Origin of the sequence: Corynebacterium sp. KPL4072 (assembly GCF_037908395.1) — a bacterium.
In the GTDB taxonomy this organism is placed as follows: Bacteria; Actinomycetota; Actinomycetes; order Mycobacteriales; family Mycobacteriaceae; genus Corynebacterium; species Corynebacterium kefirresidentii.
The window spans coordinates 191,910-212,132 of the sequence record NZ_JBBMGE010000005.1 but is presented as its reverse complement, the minus strand read 5'-3'; the positions used below and the strand labels follow the sequence as shown (position 1 = coordinate 212,132).

Here is a 20,223-nt window from a genome sequence, read left to right as displayed (position 1 = left end):
TCTAATGGTAATGAAACTATGACATGTTAGGCATTAGACAGGCATGGCATCACAAATGGATAATACGCAGGGTGATTTACTGCATATTTTTCGAGGAGTGACCGTTATGTCTCATCGCCACGTTGGTACCGCTATTGCTGAATCGCTTGAAGCCCATGGCACTACCCGAGCCTTCCTCGTCCCCGGTGAAAGCTTTCTTCCCGTATTGGACGGACTGTATAACTCGCCGGTACAGGCCATTGTGTCCCGCCAAGAAGGGGGCGCGTCTTATATGGCAGAGGCATATGGCAAAGCTACCGGCGAACCCGGTGTAGCCATGGTTACCCGCGGCCCCGGAGCTTCCAATGCCTTCGTGGGAGTCCACACCGGCTGGCAAGACGGTACCCCAATGGTAATCTTCATCGGACTCATTCCCTTTTGCGACCGCGACCGCGAGTCTTTTCAGGAGTTTGATCCCAAGGCTTGGTTTGGCACGCAAGCTAAACAGGTCTTCGTACTCGATGATCCAAAGCGTGCGTCCCGGGTCGTGGCAGAAGCCTTTTTCCAGGCCAAACAAGGTCGCCCTGGACCGGTCATCGTCGGATTACCTGAAGACGTCCTCTACCAGGACTTTGACGGTGAAATCGAGGCGCCCATTCCAGTGACTGAGGGAGCCGTTTCCGGTGCAGATATCTCCTATATTTCAGAGAAGCTAACTGCTGCCCAGAAACCTTTAATGTTCGTTGGGGGCGGCCGATGGACTCCAGAATGCGCGCGAACTATTGAGAAATTCGCCGAAGAAAATCAGATTCCTGTTGTTCATGATTTCCGCGCCAGCGACCGCATTTCCTTTTCTTCACCGGCAAATGCCGGCTGGTTAGGATACGGACGTAATGAGCGTGCAGCGCAACTCCTAAAGCAAGCCGATGTGCTGATTGAAGTAGGAGCCGTCCTTACCGATGTCCCCTCCGATGGCTATACCTTGCGCCAAGATCCACACTCGGAAAATATCGTAGTCAATATCGACACTGGTCTACGCGGGCATTCCGGCACCGTCAGCCGCCACGTCTTATCCTCCCCTGTAGCATTTGCTTCAGCGGTTAAGGATATTGATGCCGGAGAGATATCGGCAGAACAATTAGAGTGGTTTGCTGCTGCCCATCGCGCTCACCAAGAGTTTGCCACGCTTCCAGACGAGGCGGAATGGCGAGAAAAATGCGCCGATTCTGCCCACATGGAAGCCGTAATTAAAGCACTCCAAGAACAACTCCCGCACGATGCTATTTTCACTTTTGGCGCAGGGAACCATTGCATTTGGGCACAACAGTATTTAGCGACCGAGCATTTTCCTTCACAGCTAGCTGCGCGCAATGGCTCTATGGGATATTCCGTACCAGGCGCCGTATCGGCCAAGTTGCAGTTCCCTGAACGCACTGTAGTTGCCATTGCCGGTGACGGAGAATACCTAATGAACGGTCAAGAACTTGCCACTGCTTTGCAGTTTGGAGCGCCATTTTTGACAGTAATCATGTCTAACGGGGAATTTGGCACTATCCGCGACCACCAGAAGAACCACTTCCCCGATCGCGTGTCAGGAACGCAGCTAGCAAATCCGGACTTTGCTGCCGTTGCCCGCGGTTATGGCGCCTTTGGAGAGTCCGTGAATGCTGATGCGGATGTCCCCGGAGCCATCGAACGCGCTTTGGAAGCAGTAAATAACGGCACCCCAGCCGTGGTCAATGTGTACACAGATCAAGGTCTTTCACTTCCCCCAGCAAAACAAGACCAATCTATGTAGCAGCAGACCTTAACCGACAAAGCACCATTTCTATGTAGGGGACGTCGCTTGGCACCATAGGTGATAATCCTGTAATTGAGTGAAAGCTCCTCAGCCGGTTAATCACTGTGTTGCGATGGCAATTTAACGCACGAGCAGTGGTCTTGACGGAGCCATCAGCAAGATAGGACTTGACGGTTTTAACCAGCTTAATGCGTTCCTTTTCTGGCAGCTTCTGAATGCAACTTACTCGTTCATCGATGAGACCAGGAAGCAAGCGGTACCCATAGCTGCTGAGCGCAATAGGGAAAGCTTCTTTAGCCGTCAATAGTCCAGCACCACCAATGGTGTCAGCGTTTTCCACATCCGTAGCCATTTCGATGAGCCCGGCAATACAGGCACGCACCGCACCAAGTCCGCACTGGGCTGGAAGAACAATACTATCCACAGCTTTTGCGGAATCCTCGCAAGGGTGTGCCCCACCTTTACAGGTTTCCTTGGCCGTGGTTTCTGAGCTCTCCTCAGCGTCAGCAGCCCCATTCGTATCTACGACTGTGGGGTAAAATGCACAAAAAGACTGGCGTATATAGATCCCCCAAGCCGCACCAGCCGCCAAGTAAGGCGCTAAAGCCTGTTCCAATTTGGCGGCATGTGCGGGACCAGCAACAAGAACGTCATATAGCGCATGCTGGTCTAGACCTACATGTTGAGCTATAGCTTCAAGATCGGTATCGCTTAACTTTGAGGCACCAAAAAGTCTTTCCAAGTGACGCTGCGCGCTAACGCGTGCATCATTACGCATCGCCGCATGCTGCTGCATAAAAGCTACCCTTACTTGGGAGGAGATCTCGTCCACCGCAGCTTGCACTCGTTCGGCGTGGGAAATAAGCGCACTTTGCGTCTGCGGTGTAGACCTTGCCGCCAGCCCGCGCCACAGAACGATGAAATCAAGGCGCATAATTTCAACAACAGCGTTGATTGAAATCCCCTGAAGAGCGCGTAACCGTCCGAGCTCTTGTAAGCGCCGATCAAGGGCAACCTGTTCAGTTGCAGGAAGAGCTTGAACCCCCCGAGGGGTGTCCCATAGCTTGGCAATCAAAGCGGTAAAGACAGCGTGCGAGGTTTGCCGTAAGTCTTCTTCATCAACTGCAGCATCGCCATAAGGACTGCGGGCAGAGAACTCCAGTATGAACTCATCAACGAATGAATCCACGTCTTTTTCAATACTGCGGACGAGGGCATTCCATTCAGAATCTTCCTCACCTGAAGCCATAGATACTCCCTCCCAGCGAAGCTAGCTACTCATTCATCTTCATTGTGCATTTGCACAACTATGAAGACTTTATTCCATCACTTTCCCAAAGCCTCTAATAAAACGTTACCCACATCGCTAAACTACTTTTGTGTGATGCATGCTACATAGAATCAAGGAGGGAATTCATGCCTGCCTCGGAAACACAAGACACTCCTTCATTTATCGATGACTTTCACACCATGTCATCATTCGGTGCCACCCCCGGAGGCGGAATCGACCGACAAGCAGCCACTGACGATGACGCTGCGGTACGCCGCTGGTTCCACTCTTGGCTTGAAAATCAGGGATTCCGTGTCGAATACGATGAAATTGGCAATCAATACGGCCTACTAGAGTTCGTTACTGATGCCGACTTTGTTTTAACCGGATCCCACATGGATTCTCAGCCTCTTGCAGGGCGTTTTGACGGTTCATACGGTGTACTTGCCTCCGCACACGCCGCACTCGAAATCAAACGTCGCGTAGAAAGTGGCGAGTTAATTCCAACCCAAAACCTTGCAGTAGTTAACTGGTTTAACGAAGAGGGTTCTCGCTTTACCCCCTCTATGATGGGCAGCTCCGTCTACACAGGAAAGATGGACCTAGATATCGCCTACGCGTCAACCGCGCTAGACGGAACCACCGTCCGCTCCGAGCTGGAAAGGCACGAGTTCGTCGGCACTTTTACCCCGCCGCAAGCAGTCTCATATGCCGAGATACATGTAGAGCAAGGTCGTGGAATGGATAACTCTGGAGCAACGCTTGGCCTTGTGGCTGAGACTTGGGGAGCTAAGAAATTCCAAGTCACCGTCCAAGGCGAACAAGGCCATACCGGTTCTACCTTGCTAGCAGACCGTAAAGATGCGCTATTTGGAGCTTCGATCCTAATTTCGGAACTCCGCCGCTATGCCGAAGCCCGCGCAGGGCACCCATTGCAGGCTTCCGTCTCCACGATGAAGGTCTTGCCAAATTCCCCAGTTACTATCGCTCGCGAAGTGCAAATGAATCTAGATCTTCGCTCACCCGATTGGGATACGCTTAATGAGGGGTACGCGGCTGTACGCAGCATCATTTCCAAGGCAGAAGAAGAAGCCAAAGTGAAAATTGAGCTCAAACCCACCCACGAGTGGAAACTCTCGCCGTATCAACCTGAAGGCCTCGAATTGGCCCATTCCGTCGCTGCCGAACTCGGAATTAAGCACGAACAAGTGCAAACAGTAGCTGGCCACGATTCAACCAATATGAAAGACATCTGCCCAACCGTGATGCTTTTCGTTCCAAGCGTAGAAGGCATTTCTCACAACGAAAAAGAGTTCACCAAAGATAAAGACATGGAAGACGGTGTGCGCATGATGACCGCCATATTAGCTGAGCTCTGCGAAGGTGTACTACGCACCTAATCGCGCTTGCTTCCGCCAATCACCAGACTAAAACCGCACCATATTCGCTCTATTCAATGACTAAGGACTACTATGAGCACCCCAATTCATGAGCTTCCAGGTACGGAAAGTTCTGACTCCTCACCTAACCAAGAACATCATTCCCCGCAGGCACAAAAGACGAAGCCGGCCGGCTCCACCCTTTCCTGGATAATTACACTTTTTGGCACCGCCGTTGGTGCCGGCATCCTCTTTTTACCGCTTAACGCCGGATCCTTCGGTTTTTGGCCATTGGTTTTTGCCACGGTATTCATCTTCCCGTTGGTATATTTTTCCCACCGCACCTATGCCCGCATAGTCAGCGGCGCCCCACCCGAGCAACACGGCAAAGATGTCTTAGAACTGGTGCGATACTACTTAGGCCGCAATAGTGGCCTTTTCATCGCTGTACTGTATTGGCTGGCCATCGTGCCGACAGTTTTTATTTACGGCACCAGTATCACCAATGTGGTCGATAGCTTCATCGTCAACCAACTCGGCGGTCCTAGCATCAACCGTTGGATTTTGTCGATAGTCTGCGTGGGCGTAATGACCGGACTTTTTGCCATCGGCCGCCGGCCCATGTTGTGGCTGGCACAAATGCTGGTCTATCCGCTCATCATCGCCCTAGCAGCGACTTCAATCTATCTCATTCCCCAATGGGATATCGATAGCTTTATCCACTTTGAATACGAAGGCGGCGCCTGGGGCATCCTCAAAGGCATCCTGCTCATTCTGCCCGTGCTCGTCTTCTCCTTTTCCCACATGGCCGCACTCTCCCAATTCTCCGTAGACATGCAGCCTACCTACGGTAAAAAGACCGAGAAACACGTTTCTCGTACGGAGTTCTACACCGCCGCCTTGCTTGTTGTCTTTACCATGTTCTTCGTCTGGTCTTGCGTTTTCGCGCTCGGCGCGGACGGCATGAAAGAAGCAACCGAACAAAACATCCCCGTGCTGTCCTATTTTGCTAATTCAACGGGTACACCGTTCATGGCCTATATGGCACCAATCCTGACGATGTGCGCGATCATCTCCTCATATTTCGGTCATATGTTGGGCTCTGAAGAAGGTACGGAATACCTGCTGCGCATTGCAGTTCCTCGTTTGGCAAATAAGCTATCCCGCCGCGCACTGCTCAACACCATCTACGCCATCGTATTCGTCGTAACCACTCTCGTCGCCATATTTAACCCCTCCATTATCAACATGATTTCCATCGTCGGTGGAATCTTCGTTGCTTTCTTGGTTTATTTGCTGCCGGTCTACATGTTCAAAAAAGTCGATGCTTATTTCCAATTCAAGAACGACATTTGGAACTACTTCGTCTTCGGCATGGGACTTCTCATCATTGCTGTGACCATATGGAATCTCATTTAGGAGCCTTCCTTTGTGGTGATTGCCGGTCCGCACCCCCTGTCTACTTCACCATCGTTCTGCCCACTAATCGATTCCAACGTTAAGGAGATGCACTACTCATGCTGCGCGACGATTTGCACAAGTTCCCTGACTATAAGCCAGGAAAATCTGCACCTAATAAGCTCAAGCTTTCCGCGAATGAGATTCCCAATCCACCGTTGCCTTCCGTCTTAGGTGCCATGACACGAGCTGCTTCATGTGCAAACCGATACCAAGTTAATGGTTCTCCAGAGCTGCGTGCAGAGTTGTCGTCCTACTTGGAATTGCCAGAAGAAAATATTGCCGTAGCTCCTGGTGCTTCTGCCATTGTGCAGCAAGCAGTTATGGCGACCTGCCATACGGGTGACGAGGTTATTTTCCCGTGGCGATCCTTTGAAGCTTATCCACTCTACGTCCGTATGGCCGGTGCCGAACCAATTATGACCTCGCTTACGGAAGATGAGCGTCTTGATCTCGACGCCGTCATCGGCGCTATAACGCCAAAGACACGACTAATTATTTTGTGCAACCCAAACAACCCTACTGGCACCACCATCAGCCAGCAGGAATTTGACCACTTTATGGCCAAGGTACCGAAAAATATCGTCGTTCTTCTGGACGAGGCTTATTGGGAATACAACGATGATCCGGATACCCCTAATGGCGCCCAAGAAGTCCGCAATTACCCAAACCTCATTAGTGCCCGAACGTTTTCGAAAGCTTTTGGCTTAGCCGGCGCACGTGTTGGTTATGGCATGGGGTCACCGGAACTAATTAATGCTCTCAATCTCCTCGCCCTACCTCTCACCGTTAGTTACATAGGTGAACTGGGCGCCATCGCAGCCCTCCACGCCCAAGACGAGCTGCAGGAACGAGTGGACGAAACTAAGCGTCAGCGCACCCGAGTGGCCCAAGCCCTAGGGGTCCCAGAATCACGGGCAAACTTTGTCTGGATACCGCGTGGAGATGCTGAAGAAGTAGAGCACAAAATTTACGAAGAAGGTGTTGTAATTCGCCGCTACCTCGATGAAGGCGTACGCGTTTCTATTACCACCGAGGAGGAAACCACAGCATTCCTAAACGCTTGGGAGCGCGCTGGTATTCAGCCCTGGGAAGGCTGACCGACCGAGTCCGCGGACCCAAGATTTGGTTCCCACCGCGCCCCAGTCACCGCAAAAGAAAACGCGATGGATTACTTGAACTGGTTAAATTTCTCTATGAGAGCCTGTAATCCCTCGCGCCATAGGTGGTCCGGAATCGCTAGCGAAGGTAGTAGGCGGATGACGTTATGGTCGAGACCGCAGGTCAAAATGAGGATCCCCTCCTCTTTCATCGCTGCTGCTATTTTATGCACCAGCTCATGATCCGGATCGCCGTTCTCAGTGACAAATTCAAGTGCCAGCATCGCACCGCGGCCCCGAAAATCAAGCACACGTTCATCCCGAGTAAGTTCTGCCAGCTCTTCCCGTGCGACTTCTTCCAAGCGAGTCGCACGAGCGCCGAAGTCTTTATCCTCAAATTCTTTAAATGTGGCTAAAGCTGCAGCGCAAGCCACGGGGTTTCCGGTATAAGTTCCGCCAAGACCTCCCGGCTGCGGGGCATCCATAATCTCGGCGCGGCCAGTAACAGCAGAAAGCGGCATTCCAGAGGCGATACCCTTTGCAGTCGTTATCATATCGGGGACGATGCCCTCGTGTTCGCTAGCAAACCATGTACCGGTACGCATCATTCCAGCTTGGATTTCATCCGCAATAAAAATAACTCCATTTTCATTGCACCACTTCACCACTGATGGAAGGTAGCCCTCCGCCGGAACGACAAAGCCACCTTCCCCTTGAATAGGCTCGATGACCACACAGGCTAAGTTGGCGGCGCCAATTTCTTGCTCCAGTGTGGCGATAGTGCGCTTCGCTGCTTCTTCACCGCTGAGCCCATCACGAACTGGATAAGACATGGGGGCACGGAAAATATCCGGAGCGAAGGGCCCGAACCCAGACTTATAAGGATCCTGCTTGGCGGTCATTGCCATAGTGAGGTTAGTACGACCATGAAAAGCGCGGTCCATCACTGCAACGCTAGTTTTCCCAGTGTAGTTACGAGCAATCTTGACCGCATTTTCCACTGCTTCTGCGCCCGAGTTGAATAAGACGGTTCGCTTTTCATGGTCACCAGGAGTCACCTCATTAAGTTTTTCCGCCACCTCAACATAAGAGGGGTACGGCGAAATGGGAAAAGACGTATGAGTAAAGTGGGCAACCGCGTCTTGGACTGCCTTTACGACGGCCGGGTTAGAGGCACCGGCTGAGGTCACTGCAATACCAGAGGCCAGGTCAATAAATTGATTTCCGTCAATGTCCACTAGAATTCCGCCGTCAGCATCCACAACGTAACCTGGCAGACCTGGATTAAGTCCAGCAGGAAGTGCTGCCTTACGCCGCGCGTCCCACTCGGCACTCTTCACCCCAGGGAGATTTCCCACTATTTTGCGGGCTTGCTCCAAACGGTACTCAAGGTCCTGCATATTGTGTCCTTTCTCAATGGTGCTTGCTCAATCTACCCAAACACATTGTGACCTCCCCCACATGCCGTTTTCTACATACACTATGGCGAATATTTTTTAATGTTCTATACAGAACGTATAGACGCACTAATGCCGATAAGGACACTCCCCCATGGGCACCATTACATTTAAGTGGCTTTTCCATCAAAGTAAACTAAAACTCCGCCCGATCCACTCCCCGCAAGAATTTTTCACCACGGTCCAAGCCAGTGAGCTAAAAGATCCCACTGAGTTCACCAAGACTGGCGCAGTCGTATTCACCTTAGGCCTTGCTTTTAAAAATCTGCCTGAGGATTTTTCAGGTTACGCGCGCACACTAGCATCGGCTGGCGTACACGGTATCGGGTTTGGGACCGGACTTTTCTTCTCCACAGTCCCTCCGGAATTAATACAGGCTTGCATCGACTACGAGCTCACACTCTTCGAAGTTCCCCGTGCCATTCCTTTTATCTCAATAATCAACGCCGTAAACGCGGAATTGACCCGCCAAGACCAAGAACAACAACACGCTTTTCAGCGTCAGCAAGAACGCTTGAATCATGCCGCCACGCAAGGAATTAGCAAACTCATCACCCAAGCTGGAAAAGAGCTCCGGGCCGCAGTTGCCCTTACAAACGCCCAGGGTGTTGAAATCACCAATGCCCAATACGACGGAATCGATGCTCTACAAGCAGCGCAGAGCGCTGTTAGTTCCGTCTCCGATTTACCACCCTCCGCGCGATCTTTAAGTTCCAAGAATGAGCGGAATGTATCGACGATCGTTACTACTTTTCAGAATAATTACCAGCATCAATACGGGCTCGCAGTCTGTGCCACCGAGAAAATAGGAACTTTTCAACGCGCTCTCATCCGCCATGTTGTAGGCCTGTCAACCCTGCTTTTGCAGCCGGCTCATTCCCACATCCAGCACACGTTGGGTCAGCTGACCCTAGCAGTCCAGTTGCAATTGGCAGTACCGAAACAGTTGGAAACTGCCTTTGGCATGCTGTCCGCATCCAATAACATCAATGCCTACTTGGTATGTACCGACTCCCCGGCACAACTGCGCCGAGTACTAGCATCGCTCAAATCCCCAACAGCGCAAGGGGGAACCCACCATTTCCACCTAAATGTCGACGACTCAGCCGTCCTCATTGTCACTCCCCCTACAGACACTATTCTGCAGGATAAAGAGAGCTTTCCCCGACTGCCTTCCACAGCTCGAGTTTCATTTCTTCCGCAATTACCGTGGCGTGAGCTCAACTCGGATCTGTTAGTGCAGATGACTACACACGCCCGCAGTCTGGACCGCGGGACTAGCCATCGTTATTCCTCACCTGCACCGGATTGGTTATATAACCCGAGCGTACAAGAAGCCTTGAAAAATCGGCGTCGCACTACCACTGATAAATTGGCCGAGTATGACAGCACCCACAACTCGGATCTGCTTCCTACACTGAAAGCTTTCTTGCTCGCTGGGTCTCAGATCGCCTCCGCTGCAGAACGCCTCGCTGTCCACCGCCATACGGTGCGCGCCCGTATCGAAAAAATTCAAGCGCTCTGCGGAATTGACCTCACAAATCCGGTTATTCGGGCAGAACTCCTCCTTCTCACGGTCAGTAACTAGCGTCCGCGGACCAGTATTTTGTAGACGGTGCTACTGACGCGTTGGAGGAAGATGCCCTGCGCTATCCAACCCCAGCACGCTTTGTAGTTCTGTCGAGCTCTGCAAGTCCTAGTTGCACACACGCATCGGCGTTACCTGCGCCAATGCCTGGTTCGCGCTCGCGCAGGCTTGACGCTCGTAGCTCGCTGCCGTGCGGGTGGCATCGCGAACGGCCTGTCGCGCGGGGCCTTGTAGATTCAAATCGCGTTCGATGCGCGCGCCAATAACTTGGCTAGAACCGCCCGCTGCGGGTAGTGCGCCTGGGTCATTATGTACGGCCCGGGTGACATCTGCGGTATGAGTGCCCGCGTCACCGTAGGTATTGGCGGCTACGGTAAATCCAGGGGCGGTGGATACCGAGGCATGGATGCGGCGATTATCGGACCAGCCAAACTTGGTACCGATAACGCCCGGAATTCGTGAGGTACCAAAATCTTGGCGGTAGCCATCGGCAGCCACAGGGGCGGCGTTAGCCATGCCGGTCATGATGGGTGCGGCAATGGGATCGTGCTGAATACGCGAGGTAAAACGCGCTACGTCCTCGGTGGACGTAGTGGTCGTTCCCCAATACCCGGTGTAGTGCGTTTCGCGCAGTCCAAACTCGTGGATGGTGCTGGGGATGGCTTGCGGGTAGCGGCGATCCAAGTCGGTAGCCACGTTGTCATCGCTGACGCGGATCATGTGCTCCACGCGGGCTTTGTCGGCCGGCGCACCGTATTTTAGGACCCAATAGCCCAAGTAGAGCTTGCTCAAAGACAGTGCGGGGCGAGACTCATGGGCGTTAGCGGTGGAGACAGTCGCGCCAGAATCATGCCGGACGGTGATCTGGGTGCGCGCGGGCACGGCGTGCGGATCGAGGGTGACAGCCTGGGCGGCAGGGGCGATTGCGAGGGAGAGTGCGGTAACCAGGGAACCTACCGCCAGCTTTTTCATCATGAAAATATAATAGCGCCCCTGCAGGTGCTACGCACCAGCTTCTACCAGCAGCACTCCTCCGACGATCAGAACCACGCCGAGGGATTTTAGCCAGGTGAATGGCTCCTTGAATAGGAGATATGAGGCGACGGCGGTAAGCGCGACACCAGTGGCAGCCCAGATGCCATAAGCCACGCCCAGGTCCATACCGGCCTTAAGCACGAGCGCCAAAAACCCATAGGCATTGACATAACACAGGGCGACGAGCACAACCCAGAAACGACGACCGGTCACCGCGGACATGCGCAGGCACAGCGTGCCGGTGACTTCAATGGCGGTAGCGAGGAAAAGCAGAAACCAGATCATTGCGGTGCCACCTCCACCGTGCGGTCTTCATCCTCGTCTGGTTTAGCGCCCATTTCCACGCAGAATACGCCGGCCATAATGAGCGCGATGCCAGCGAGTTTTACTGCTCCGAGCGACTCACCAAATAGCGCGGCGGAAAGCAGCGCGGTGGAAATTACTCCGCCGGATGCCCAGAGGCCGTAGGCTACACCCACGTTGACGCCTTCTTGCATGACGCGGTGCAGGAGCACGAAGGCAAGAATGAAGCAGAGGGCTGCTACACCGTAGATCCAGAAATTGTCCACGGCGTATTTCAGCGCGATGGTACCCACGACTTCGCTCGCAATCGCGAGAAAAAGGATGACCCAGGCCCTCACTCCATCAACTCCTGTAATTCGCGGGCGTCGATTCCGTGCTCGTGCATCTTAACGCGGCCGCCAGCGTGGGCGATTGCCTCCCGGTCCCAGTAGTCCTTCGCACGGACGGGATCATGAGAGGTGCCATCGGCGCGGACCACGCGCCACCAGGCAGTACCGGCACCGTGGCGCTTTAACACGGTACCGACATTGCGCGCACCGCAACCGGCCACCTTAGCCACCTCACCATAGGAGGTGACGTTGCCGGGTGGAATAACGGCCACGACCGCCAATACGCGCTTGACCAATGGCGACTCACTCATCGTGATTACTGCGGGTCAAGGCCCAACACATCATCCGCTTCGGTTGGCTCCTCTTCAGGGGCGTCGTCGACCTCGGTGAGGGTGATGGTCGCACCGGTGGAATCGGCCAATAGGCACATGCGGCCAAAGGGCGAATCCCATGGTTCGCGGATGACCTCGCCGCCTAGTTCCACGGCCTTCTTCGCAGCGGCGTCGATATCGCGCACGCCCAAGTAGGTCTGCCAGAAGCTCGGCACCTGGGGCGGGAACTGGCCCTCGGCGTTCCACAGGCCAGCAAAGGGCGCGCCGTCTTCTTCCGCGGTGGCGTAAATGAAGTTCTCATCCTCGGACTGCATGGCGCGAATTTCCCAATTGAAAAGCTCTCCATAAAAGTCCATTGCGCGCTGGAAACCCGAGGTTGCGGTGAGCTCGTGCCATACCGGGGTGCCGGGCTCGCCTGCGGCGACAAAGTGTTCTGGGCCGGTGGGTTGAATGAGGCCGAACATGCCACCGGCGGCGTCGGCAAGCAAAGCCATGTGCCCTAGCTGCACTTGCTGCGGCTCCACCAGGATGCGTCCGCCTAGGCTCTCGGCGCGCTGGCAATCACCAGCGATGTCCTTGGATAAGAAGTAGGTCACCCACGTATCCGGCATGGGTGCCTCTTCCGGTTGCGGGATAAGCCCGGCGATGGGCAGGCCCTGCAGGCGCGCCATCTGATAGGGCTTCTCCTCCGCGGACTCGGCGGAAATCTCCCAGCCCAGCACCTGCTCGTAGAAGTGCGCGGACTTGCGCGGGTCCGAGGTGGTCAGGTCAATCCAGTAGGGCATGCCCACTTCAGCTTCGAATGCTGGCATCTACATATTCCTCCACTTTTCCGGATCAAAGTCATCATCGGCCGTGGCCTCGTCAAAATAATCATCGTCATCGTCCGGCTCGCCCACCCGTGCGCAGGCACCCTCGATGCACACTTCGTCACCCGGGTGGAGCGTGGCACCCCGGCGCGTTTCGGGCTCGCCATTGACCGTAACCACGCCTTCCGCGATGAGTTCCTTGGCCTCGCCGCCGGTAGCCACCAAGCTGGCCAGCTTGATGAACTGCCCCAATTTGATGGAATCGCCGTTGATAGGAATGTCTAGCATGCCGCCCAGCTTACCCAGCCCGCGCGCGGCGCTTACTACGGGTGGGCGATATGGAAGAAATCCAGCACCGTATCGGTGGTCCATTCTGCCTTGACTAGGCCGGAATGGTCCGTGGCCCCACCGTTCCACGTGTGCGTGCCGCCGTGGATGGTGTACTGCTCGGTGCGCGCATCACATACCCGCCAGGTGAAGTGCTCCACCGCTTCTTTCCGACGCCTCTTTGGAAACGGATTGCACCCATTCTCTTTCGCAATCCCGCGCAGCGATTGTTTGACCGAGTGGTAGTGCGCACCGTGCTGGCGCCCACCGCCATATTTCATCAGTGCGTCCTTAGTGCCGTGGATATCCAGGTAATCGGTGGGCTCGCTGGCGCAGTCTTTTTCCACGCGGTCATACTTTGCCGCCGAAACCGTGGCCACCGCATCGAATAGGCCCGGCCGCTTGCACGTCATCGCGCGAGCGAATCCGCCGCCATTGGAAAAGCCCACGCCATAGGTGGTGTCCGTGGCGGGATAATGGCGCCGGACGAAATCAATCGTGTCATCCACGTACTTGAGGTCATCGTCCAAGCTGGTTACCGCATAGGGTGCCGGTGCCCACGCCTTGCCCGCACCTTGGACAAAGACGGTAATGGCATCGCCCTGGGATAAGTCGGTGCCTTTGAACATGTTGCCGGCGTCCATCTCATAGCCGTGCATCGCCACGACCACGGGCAGGCGGTGGTGCTTATCCGCATTAAACGGTACGTGGACCACAAAGCTGCGGTTATTTTGCAGGTTAATGATCTGGTATCGGCCATTAGCCGTTGTGCCCTGGTCCGGCAGCGTGGTGATATAGCCATCGGCCGCGCCTTGCGATTCATTCGGCACGCTGCCCGGCAACGGCGGTTCTTCCTCGCACCCCGCCATGAGTCCGGCTGCCGCGCATAACCCAGCGCACAGGGCCAGTGTTTTCTTGCCGATTTTAATCACGAGCGCGCAGCTTCACCGCCGTGCCGGTGGCCGTGACCATCAGCATGTCATTCGACGTCCCCATGGGCGAATAATCGAAGGCGATGCCCACCACACCATCGGCCCCGAGCTCCTGACCGCGACGCCACAATTCATCGAGTGCCGCCTCGCGTGCCTTGATGGCCTCGCTCTCGTACCCGGCGGAGCGCCCACCGGTGATATTGCGGATGGATGCCCCGAAATCCTTCAGCATATTAATACCGATGACGGTTTCCCCGGCGACAATGCGGATATAGTCCGTAATCTCATAACCATCAACGGTATTGGTAGTGGTAAAAATCATGGCCCCAGATTACATGGCTATAAGTCCACGCACGCCCTCAAAAAGGATGATGACACCGAGCAAGAGGAAGACCACGCCGCTGACAATATCCACCCAGGCGGAGTTCTTAGCCATCCACTTCGAAACCGCGCGGGTACTTAAAGCCACGCCGACAAAAAGCACGAGGCTTTCCAGAATCAGTACGGCACCCACCATGAGATTGGCGCCGATGCCCATGCCGGGATCAATGAAATTGGCAAAGATGGCGCCAAAGAAGATGACCACCTTGGGGTTCGAAAGATCGCAGATAAATCCCATGCGATAGGCAGTGCCCGCCTTGATGATGCCGTCCGGTGTAAACCCGCGCGGCTGCGGGGCGCGGGCTTCGGTGCCCACGACGGTTGCGGGCGCGCGACGCTCCTTGATGCCACCGGTAATGGCGGTATAGGCCATCCACAGCAGGTAACAGCCACCGAGAACCTGCAGCACCACGAGGATCCCAGGGTGCGCAGAAATCAGCGCGGACAACCCCGCCAAGGAGGCCACGGTCCAAATGGTAAGGCCGGTGGTACTACCAAGCGCCGCCCATACGGCTGCGCGCGTAGAACGCGCACCTAAGCGAATGATTTGCACTACGTCTGGGCCCGGCGAGGCCATCGCCGCGAACCACACGCCCATCAGGGTCACGAGGGCGCTAATAGCCACCTAACACCTCCATACTCGCATGCCATTGGATCAACGCATGCCACTATAAGGACGCTCTCACCTGCAGCGAAACAGGTAAGTCCTGTGATTTAGGTAGCTCCTATATCAACTCTTTTATAGAAATCCGCCACCTGCACTAACCAAAGAGCTCGATGATGCCCTCCACCGCCATAACGAGTCCCAGCACCGCAAAGATAAGACCCGAAACGATATCGATGGCCGCGGAATGATGCGCAATCCAACGCGATGCCGCGCGCACAATGAAAGCGATGGTAGAAAACCACGTCAAGGACATCGCCAAGAGGATCACCGCCACCGCAACGGTCCACGTGGGCGACATATCGGGGCGAATAAACTGCGCGAAAACCGCACCAAAGAATACGAGCGCTTTCGGATTGGACAGGTTCGTAACCACCCCGAGCTTATAGGCGCGCCACCCAGTCATGTCATTAATGCTGCCGGCCGCGATGGCCTGCTCCGTATACTCCTCGGTGCCCACCACCACCGTAGGTGCGCGGCGGGAGGCGAAACCGGAACGAACCGAAGATACACCCATATAAATAAGGAATAGCCCGCCAATGAGTTGCAGCGCGCCCAACACGCTCGGCCGCGCGGCAATCACCGCCGAAAGGCCAGCCAATGAAGCAGTCACCCACACGACGGTGCCGCTGCATACCCCCAACGCACACATCAACCCGGCGCCGGTCGACCGCGGGGCCACGCGGATGACTTGAACCAAGTCGAGTTCAAGTTCAACGTGTAGCTAGGCCCCGGGGTCACCCACGCAGAACTCGTTGCCTTCCGGGTCCTGCATGACGGTCCACACCAATCCCGGCGCTTCGTGGGTGGTGAGTTCGGTGGCGCCTAGGTCTTTGAGGCGTTCTATTAAAGTTTCGCGCTCCGCCCCGCCAACGTCGACGTGCATGCGGTTTTTCCCAGGTGTCGGTTCCTCAACGCGCTGAAATCCCAGCGCCGGGGTGGAATCAACCATCACGAAATCGCCGTAATCCGCGGCGATTTCGCAGCCGGTTGCGGCGGACCAAAACTTGGCGAGCTTTGAGGGATCGTGGCAGTCGAAGGTGATCTGGCGGATCGTGAAGTTGGGATCGCTCATGGTTTCCATGATGGGCGCGCGTCAGCGCGCCTGCAACAATGCGGGGTGTTTCTGGTGGGGTATCAGACCAGTTCTCTCCGGCCATGTCAGCCCCATACGTCATAATGGAGGCATGGCCGAGCTGGACCCCGAGTGGGCGATCAATGAGATAGACGCGTTCCTGCAAGTCACAGCGAAGGTAGTCCCCGACATGGGCCCGGGCATCGCCTACCTTGGAACCGTTATGAGTGGATCGCCGACTGAGGCTGCGGCACGCGCCCATGTCGTTGAAATGATCCTTGACCGAGTGCTTCCCGGGTGGAGACAAGGACGCCCGGTCCAGGACAAGGAGTATAGCTGGCTGAGGGGTCAAGCGGCCCGGGCCAAGACAGCGTTTGAACGTCGGTCTGAACTCGCTGAAAAGCTCGGAGAGAACACGCCAGACTTAGATGCAGCCAATCTGCATCCGTGGGCGTGGGAAAATGGCAAGGGTTACTGGAATCACGGGCACTACCATCAAGCCGTGATGCAGGCTGCCATCCGCGTCAATGCAGAGACCCAAGCGAAACTGAACCGCCTAGACGTATCTGAAACAGCACTTTTCAACGAGGCGTTTTCACTCCATGATCCGAAGCGTAATGTGCCGCGCCTTCGGCTTATGGAAAATGATGGCAGTAAGACGTTTGAGAACCTGCATCGGGGCGCCCGCGCCTTTGCAGAGGGCTTGTACGCGGCTATCCGCAATCCCGGGATGCATGTTCCACACGACGGTGGTGAGGAGCAAGTCGCATTGGAGCAGCTCGCGGCTTTCAGTCTATTGGCTCGCTGGGTTGAAAAGGCTACCGTCCTGGAAGGGTGACAACATCGGTTTACGGGATAGAAGTCCGCTTGAGCGAAGGATGTGGGGAGCACGAACGCCTGTGATGGAGGTGCCGGGTGCTCAGTCAGCAAGGCCGTCCAGGACCATCGCCGTAGTTTTGTGCAAGGTTAACGCCAGCGACTGGGCTGGGTCCAAGAATGAATCTCGCACACGTTAAACTGCGCCGACACTCTGTGGAGTTCAAATTAAACGTGTAACGCTGGGCGTTGATGACGCTTCGCGTTATTGGGGGTAGGTTGAAGCGCGGTCTGTTCGTTCGCCGACGCGGCCGCCGCCGGATTCTCGGCGGCGATTCCGGCCCGAACCTCGGGGACATCCCCCCATCTTCGATAGCTTTAGTGAGCACGACCATCTGATCTGGTGCGCTGGTTTTCGTTCGGCTCTCGGTCTATTCCGCCACCTCATGCGCGGCCGCGAAATCGCGGTGAAGAATCTGCATCTAGTCGGTTACGGCAACTGGAACGGCGAGAGCTCGGCAACGCTGATGAGGGTGGGGTCCTTTGTCAAACACACTGCCCAGGTAGTCGCGGGCTGTGTCGATGAGACTCGGCAGCACTCCGAATGGATGTCCGCGGTATCAAGGCCGCTGAACTATTCAAGTTGCGGGACAAAAAGAGTCTCGCAGTGACGCTTGGTCCCTGAGCAAGTTCGATCCTTCCACGATCTGCGCTGGAGACGCGGAGCGCTCGGGGCTCTTGACCGGCTGGGGCACGTGCCGGGTGGTGGCTCGCCCACAGCCCCCGTGCCCACCCGCACCGAGAAGGGACAGGTCACCGAGTACGATCCCGATTCCACGGAGACGGACCGTGAACTCGAATGACGTGCCTGGCCCAAGGTGTGTCCGCTCGGCGTGTGGTTTAACCCTTATGAGACTTGCCGGTCGCAGCCTCAGCGCTTCGCTTGCGCAGCCCGTAGGCCGTTCAAGATCACGATCACTTCGGCGACCTCGTGAACCAGCACGACGGCAGCCAGGCCCAGCACGCCGCTGATCGCCAATGGCATCAACACGATGATGATGGCCAGAGACAGCACGATGTTCTGGTTGATGATCCTGCTTCCTCGGCGGGCGTGCTGCAGCGCCTTCGGGATTAGCCGGAGGTCGTGGCCGGTGAAGGCGACGTCAGCAGACTCGATCGCGGCGTCAGAGCCGGTCGCTCCCATCGCTATGCCCACCGTCGCACCCGCCAGTGCCGGCGCGTCATTGATGCCGTCGCCGATCATCGCCGTCGGCGTCTTGGAGGAGAATTCGGCGACGATGCTTGCCTTGTCCTCAGGGCGCAGCTCGGCGCGCACGTCGTCGATTCCGGCGATTCCAGCCAGCGCCCGGGCGGTGCGAGTGTTGTCGCCGGTGAGCATGCTTACTTCCACGTCGTTGGCGTGCAGGGCCTGCACGGCTTCGGGCACCTCGGGCCGCAACTCGTCGCGGACCCCGATCGCCCCGGCGAGAGCGTCATCAACGGTGACCAGGACGCAGGTCTGGCCCTCGGACTCCATGCGCTCAACGTCTTCTTTCAATGGCCCGGCGTCGATCCATCGGGGGCTGCCCACCAGCACCCGTCGGCCTTCGACGATGCCGCCGATGCCATGCCCAGCTTCCTCGCTGATGTCCGAGGCGGTGGGCGCTTCGGGCCCCGCTGCCGCGATCGCCGCAGCAAGGGGGTGTGTCGATTGCTGCTCAACTGCTGCCGCGAAGGAAAGCACCTGCGGCCGATCGAATCCGCCTGCCGGGACCACTCCGTTAACCTCAGGCTGGTTGCGGGTAAGGGTTCCGGTTTTGTCCACTGCCAGGTGACGGATGCCGCCGAGTCGCTCGAACGCCGCGCCGGACTTGATGACCACTCCGAACTGGCTGGCCGCGCCGATCGCGGCCACGACCGTCAGCGGCACGGAGATTGCCAGCGCGCACGGCGACGCTGCGACCAGGACTACCAGCGCACGGGTGATCCACGTCTCAGGGTCGCCCAGCAGCGAGCCGATAACGCCGACCAGCACCGCCAGGATCATCACCCCGGGCACTAGGGGTTGGGCAATCCGGTCGGCGATCCGGGCGCGGTCGCCCTTTTCCGCCTGCGCTTGCTCGACTAGGTCCACGAGTGTGGTCAGCGAGTTGTCCGTCCCAGCTGCGGTCGTCTCGACCTCCAGCACCCCGGCGGAGTTGATCGCTCCCGCAGGCACTTCGTCGCCGGGCGCAACCTCCTCCGGAATGGATTCTCCGGTGATCGCTGAGGTGTCAAGGCTGGAGCGCCCGGACCGAATGATGCCGTCCGTGGCGATCCGCTCCCCGGGGCGCACGAGCATTAGCTCGCCAACCTCGAGGTCCTTCGCTACGACCTCGGCCGCTGTGCCGTCGCGCAGCACCGTCGCGGTCTGCGGTACCAGCTTCAACAGCGCCCGCAGTCCGCCTTGGGCCCGGTCCATCGCCTTGTCTTCCAGTGCCTCGGCGATCGAGTACAGGAATGCTAGCGCCGCGGCTTCTCCGACGAATCCGAGGATCACTGCGCCGACCGCGCTGATCGTCATTAGCAAGCCAATGCCGAGCTTGCGCTTCGTGACAAGGTTCCGGATCGCTCCAGGCGCGAACGTGTAAGCGCCCAACAGCAGGCCAACCCAATACAGTACCGTCGCGGGCGTCTCCAAGTCAGACCAGTCCAGCGCCAGTCCTGTTATGAGGGCTACCCCGGAGAAGATCGGCAGCAGTAGCTCAGGGTCCTTCCACCATGGCCGATCGAGCTCGTCAATCTCCGTGACAGGTTCGTGTTCGCATCCACATGCTGAACTCATGCGTCCTTTCCTTTCTCGCCGCAGTCGGGCACCGAGCACTCAGTGTCGATGCAGGGGGCATTCTCGTCGACGGCCAGCGTCGCGTGGAGCAGCGCTTCGAGCGCTGCCGTGAGGTGCGGATCGGCGATTTCGTAGCGGGTCTTGCGGCCCTCCGGCTCAGTGACGACAATGCCACAATCGCGCAGGCAGGACAGGTGGTTCGAGACGTTCGAGCGGGTCAGATCCAAGCTTTGCGCGAGCACGGCCGGGTAGCTCGGACCGTCTAGTAGGGTTAGCAGGATTCGGGAGCGCGTCGGATCAGCCATGGCCCGGCCGAGCCGGTTCATGACGTCGAGGCGCGAAGCAATAGTCAGCATGTGCTGCA

At 56.5% G+C, this 20,223-nt stretch carries 21 protein-coding genes; 6 read left to right on the top strand and 15 right to left on the bottom strand.

All coding sequences use genetic code 11. The features are described 5' to 3' along the window. Positions 1-106 precede the first annotated feature (106 nt). The gene (locus WMP97_RS07210) at positions 107-1,777 is read left to right on the top strand and encodes a thiamine pyrophosphate-dependent enzyme (protein WP_340440165.1); all 1,671 of its coding nucleotides are present in this window, start codon (positions 107-109) and stop codon (positions 1,775-1,777) included. Here WMP97_RS07210 and WMP97_RS07205 read toward each other — a convergent pair. Then, positions 1,770-3,029, bottom strand: coding sequence for a helix-turn-helix domain-containing protein (locus tag WMP97_RS07205; protein WP_340440164.1), 1,260 nt, complete (start codon positions 3,027-3,029; stop codon positions 1,770-1,772). The two genes, WMP97_RS07210 and WMP97_RS07205, sit on opposite strands and share 8 nt — an antisense overlap. Positions 3,030-3,196: 167 nt before the next feature. Here WMP97_RS07205 and WMP97_RS07200 point away from each other — a divergent pair, with 167 nt between their 5' ends. The 3 genes from WMP97_RS07200 to WMP97_RS07190 all read left to right on the top strand — a co-directional run bounded on the left by WMP97_RS07200 (position 3,197) and on the right by WMP97_RS07190 (position 6,987). Next, the gene (locus WMP97_RS07200; RefSeq protein ID WP_340440163.1) at positions 3,197-4,450 is read left to right on the top strand and encodes a M20 family metallo-hydrolase; all 1,254 of its coding nucleotides are present in this window, start codon (positions 3,197-3,199) and stop codon (positions 4,448-4,450) included. Positions 4,451-4,522: 72 nt separating this feature from the next. Then, on the top strand, positions 4,523-5,848 hold the full coding sequence (locus tag WMP97_RS07195) for an amino acid permease (protein WP_023020331.1): 1,326 nt from the start codon (positions 4,523-4,525) through the stop codon (positions 5,846-5,848). 98 nt (positions 5,849-5,946) lie between these two features. Beyond that, entirely contained in the window at positions 5,947-6,987 is a 1,041-nt protein-coding gene (locus tag WMP97_RS07190) for a histidinol-phosphate transaminase (RefSeq protein ID WP_023020330.1), read from the top strand. 71 nt (positions 6,988-7,058) lie between these two features. On the opposite strand, the gene gabT is transcribed toward WMP97_RS07190, so the two are convergent. Beyond that, entirely contained in the window at positions 7,059-8,387 is a 1,329-nt protein-coding gene (gene gabT, locus WMP97_RS07185) for a 4-aminobutyrate--2-oxoglutarate transaminase (protein ID WP_340440162.1), read from the bottom strand. Positions 8,388-8,538: 151 nt separating this feature from the next. On the opposite strand from gabT, the gene WMP97_RS07180 reads away from it, so the two are divergent. Further along, positions 8,539-10,032, top strand: coding sequence for a PucR family transcriptional regulator (locus tag WMP97_RS07180; RefSeq protein ID WP_340440160.1), 1,494 nt, complete (start codon positions 8,539-8,541; stop codon positions 10,030-10,032). A gap of 108 nt (positions 10,033-10,140) precedes the next feature. On the opposite strand, the gene WMP97_RS07175 is transcribed toward WMP97_RS07180, so the two are convergent. The 11 genes from WMP97_RS07175 to WMP97_RS07125 all read right to left on the bottom strand — a co-directional run bounded on the left by WMP97_RS07175 (position 10,141) and on the right by WMP97_RS07125 (position 16,219). Then, positions 10,141-11,007 (bottom strand): hypothetical protein, encoded by an 867-nt coding sequence (locus WMP97_RS07175; protein ID WP_340440159.1) that lies wholly within the window; start codon positions 11,005-11,007, stop codon positions 10,141-10,143. 27 nt (positions 11,008-11,034) lie between these two features. After that, positions 11,035-11,352: a DMT family transporter gene (locus WMP97_RS07170; protein WP_340440157.1), complete on the bottom strand. Its 318-nt coding sequence runs from the start codon at positions 11,350-11,352 to the stop codon at positions 11,035-11,037. Next, a complete protein-coding gene (locus WMP97_RS07165) occupies positions 11,349-11,708 on the bottom strand; it encodes a DMT family transporter (RefSeq protein ID WP_301715889.1) in 360 nt (119 codons plus the stop codon). Before WMP97_RS07165 ends, WMP97_RS07170 begins: the two co-directional genes overlap by 4 nt. After that, the gene (locus WMP97_RS07160; RefSeq protein ID WP_301715890.1) at positions 11,705-12,010 is read right to left on the bottom strand and encodes an MGMT family protein; all 306 of its coding nucleotides are present in this window, start codon (positions 12,008-12,010) and stop codon (positions 11,705-11,707) included. The genes WMP97_RS07165 and WMP97_RS07160 overlap by 4 nt, the downstream gene beginning before the upstream one ends. Positions 12,011-12,015: 5 nt before the next feature. Further along, entirely contained in the window at positions 12,016-12,843 is an 828-nt protein-coding gene (locus WMP97_RS07155) for a VOC family protein (protein WP_340440156.1), read from the bottom strand. Continuing rightward, positions 12,844-13,128: an RNA-binding S4 domain-containing protein gene (locus WMP97_RS07150; protein ID WP_340440155.1), complete on the bottom strand. Its 285-nt coding sequence runs from the start codon at positions 13,126-13,128 to the stop codon at positions 12,844-12,846. A gap of 35 nt (positions 13,129-13,163) precedes the next feature. After that, a complete protein-coding gene (locus WMP97_RS07145) occupies positions 13,164-14,099 on the bottom strand; it encodes an alpha/beta hydrolase family esterase (protein WP_340440154.1) in 936 nt (311 codons plus the stop codon). Further along, positions 14,092-14,421, bottom strand: coding sequence for a YbjQ family protein (locus WMP97_RS07140; RefSeq protein ID WP_340440153.1), 330 nt, complete (start codon positions 14,419-14,421; stop codon positions 14,092-14,094). The genes WMP97_RS07145 and WMP97_RS07140 overlap by 8 nt, the downstream gene beginning before the upstream one ends. Positions 14,422-14,430: 9 nt before the next feature. Then, a complete protein-coding gene (locus tag WMP97_RS07135) occupies positions 14,431-15,105 on the bottom strand; it encodes a LysE family translocator (RefSeq protein WP_317001456.1) in 675 nt (224 codons plus the stop codon). A 136-nt stretch (positions 15,106-15,241) separates the two neighbouring features. Further along, complete coding sequence (locus tag WMP97_RS07130; RefSeq protein ID WP_340440174.1) at positions 15,242-15,826, bottom strand: LysE family translocator; 585 nt, start codon at positions 15,824-15,826, stop codon at positions 15,242-15,244. Positions 15,827-15,868: 42 nt separating this feature from the next. Beyond that, complete coding sequence (locus WMP97_RS07125) at positions 15,869-16,219, bottom strand: VOC family protein (RefSeq protein WP_340440151.1); 351 nt, start codon at positions 16,217-16,219, stop codon at positions 15,869-15,871. 112 nt (positions 16,220-16,331) lie between these two features. Between WMP97_RS07125 and WMP97_RS07120 the strand changes: the two genes are divergently transcribed. After that, positions 16,332-17,057 carry a TIGR02391 family protein gene (locus WMP97_RS07120; RefSeq protein ID WP_316981728.1) on the top strand — a complete coding sequence of 242 codons (726 nt, stop codon included), beginning with the start codon at positions 16,332-16,334 and terminating at the stop codon, positions 17,055-17,057. A gap of 909 nt (positions 17,058-17,966) precedes the next feature. Here the strand turns inward: WMP97_RS07120 and WMP97_RS07115 are convergent. Continuing rightward, positions 17,967-19,859 (bottom strand): heavy metal translocating P-type ATPase, encoded by a 1,893-nt coding sequence (locus WMP97_RS07115; protein WP_340440150.1) that lies wholly within the window; start codon positions 19,857-19,859, stop codon positions 17,967-17,969. Further along, positions 19,856-20,215 (bottom strand): Cd(II)/Pb(II)-sensing metalloregulatory transcriptional regulator CmtR, encoded by a 360-nt coding sequence (cmtR, locus tag WMP97_RS07110; RefSeq protein ID WP_340440149.1) that lies wholly within the window; start codon positions 20,213-20,215, stop codon positions 19,856-19,858. Before cmtR ends, WMP97_RS07115 begins: the two co-directional genes overlap by 4 nt. Positions 20,216-20,223: the final 8 nt, after the last annotated feature.

What these genes read in the sequence shown, in the direction of transcription:
- WMP97_RS07210 (WP_340440165.1), top strand. Translation starts at nt 107, where the DNA reads ATGTCTCATCGCCACGTTGGTACCGCTATTGCTGAATCGCTTGAAGCC.
- WMP97_RS07205 (WP_340440164.1), bottom strand. Translation starts at nt 3,029, where the DNA reads ATGGCTTCAGGTGAGGAAGATTCTGAATGGAATGCCCTCGTCCGCAGT.
- WMP97_RS07200 (WP_340440163.1), top strand. Translation starts at nt 3,197, where the DNA reads ATGCCTGCCTCGGAAACACAAGACACTCCTTCATTTATCGATGACTTT.
- WMP97_RS07195 (WP_023020331.1), top strand. Translation starts at nt 4,523, where the DNA reads ATGAGCACCCCAATTCATGAGCTTCCAGGTACGGAAAGTTCTGACTCC.
- WMP97_RS07190 (WP_023020330.1), top strand. Translation starts at nt 5,947, where the DNA reads ATGCTGCGCGACGATTTGCACAAGTTCCCTGACTATAAGCCAGGAAAA.
- gabT (WP_340440162.1), bottom strand. Translation starts at nt 8,387, where the DNA reads ATGCAGGACCTTGAGTACCGTTTGGAGCAAGCCCGCAAAATAGTGGGA.
- WMP97_RS07180 (WP_340440160.1), top strand. Translation starts at nt 8,539, where the DNA reads ATGGGCACCATTACATTTAAGTGGCTTTTCCATCAAAGTAAACTAAAA.
- WMP97_RS07175 (WP_340440159.1), bottom strand. Translation starts at nt 11,007, where the DNA reads ATGATGAAAAAGCTGGCGGTAGGTTCCCTGGTTACCGCACTCTCCCTC.
- WMP97_RS07170 (WP_340440157.1), bottom strand. Translation starts at nt 11,352, where the DNA reads ATGATCTGGTTTCTGCTTTTCCTCGCTACCGCCATTGAAGTCACCGGC.
- WMP97_RS07160 (WP_301715890.1), bottom strand. Translation starts at nt 12,010, where the DNA reads ATGAGTGAGTCGCCATTGGTCAAGCGCGTATTGGCGGTCGTGGCCGTT.
- WMP97_RS07155 (WP_340440156.1), bottom strand. Translation starts at nt 12,843, where the DNA reads ATGCCAGCATTCGAAGCTGAAGTGGGCATGCCCTACTGGATTGACCTG.
- WMP97_RS07150 (WP_340440155.1), bottom strand. Translation starts at nt 13,128, where the DNA reads ATGCTAGACATTCCTATCAACGGCGATTCCATCAAATTGGGGCAGTTC.
- WMP97_RS07140 (WP_340440153.1), bottom strand. Translation starts at nt 14,421, where the DNA reads ATGATTTTTACCACTACCAATACCGTTGATGGTTATGAGATTACGGAC.
- WMP97_RS07125 (WP_340440151.1), bottom strand. Translation starts at nt 16,219, where the DNA reads ATGAGCGATCCCAACTTCACGATCCGCCAGATCACCTTCGACTGCCAC.
- WMP97_RS07120 (WP_316981728.1), top strand. Translation starts at nt 16,332, where the DNA reads ATGGCCGAGCTGGACCCCGAGTGGGCGATCAATGAGATAGACGCGTTC.
- WMP97_RS07115 (WP_340440150.1), bottom strand. Translation starts at nt 19,859, where the DNA reads ATGAGTTCAGCATGTGGATGCGAACACGAACCTGTCACGGAGATTGAC.
- cmtR (WP_340440149.1), bottom strand. Translation starts at nt 20,215, where the DNA reads ATGCTGACTATTGCTTCGCGCCTCGACGTCATGAACCGGCTCGGCCGG.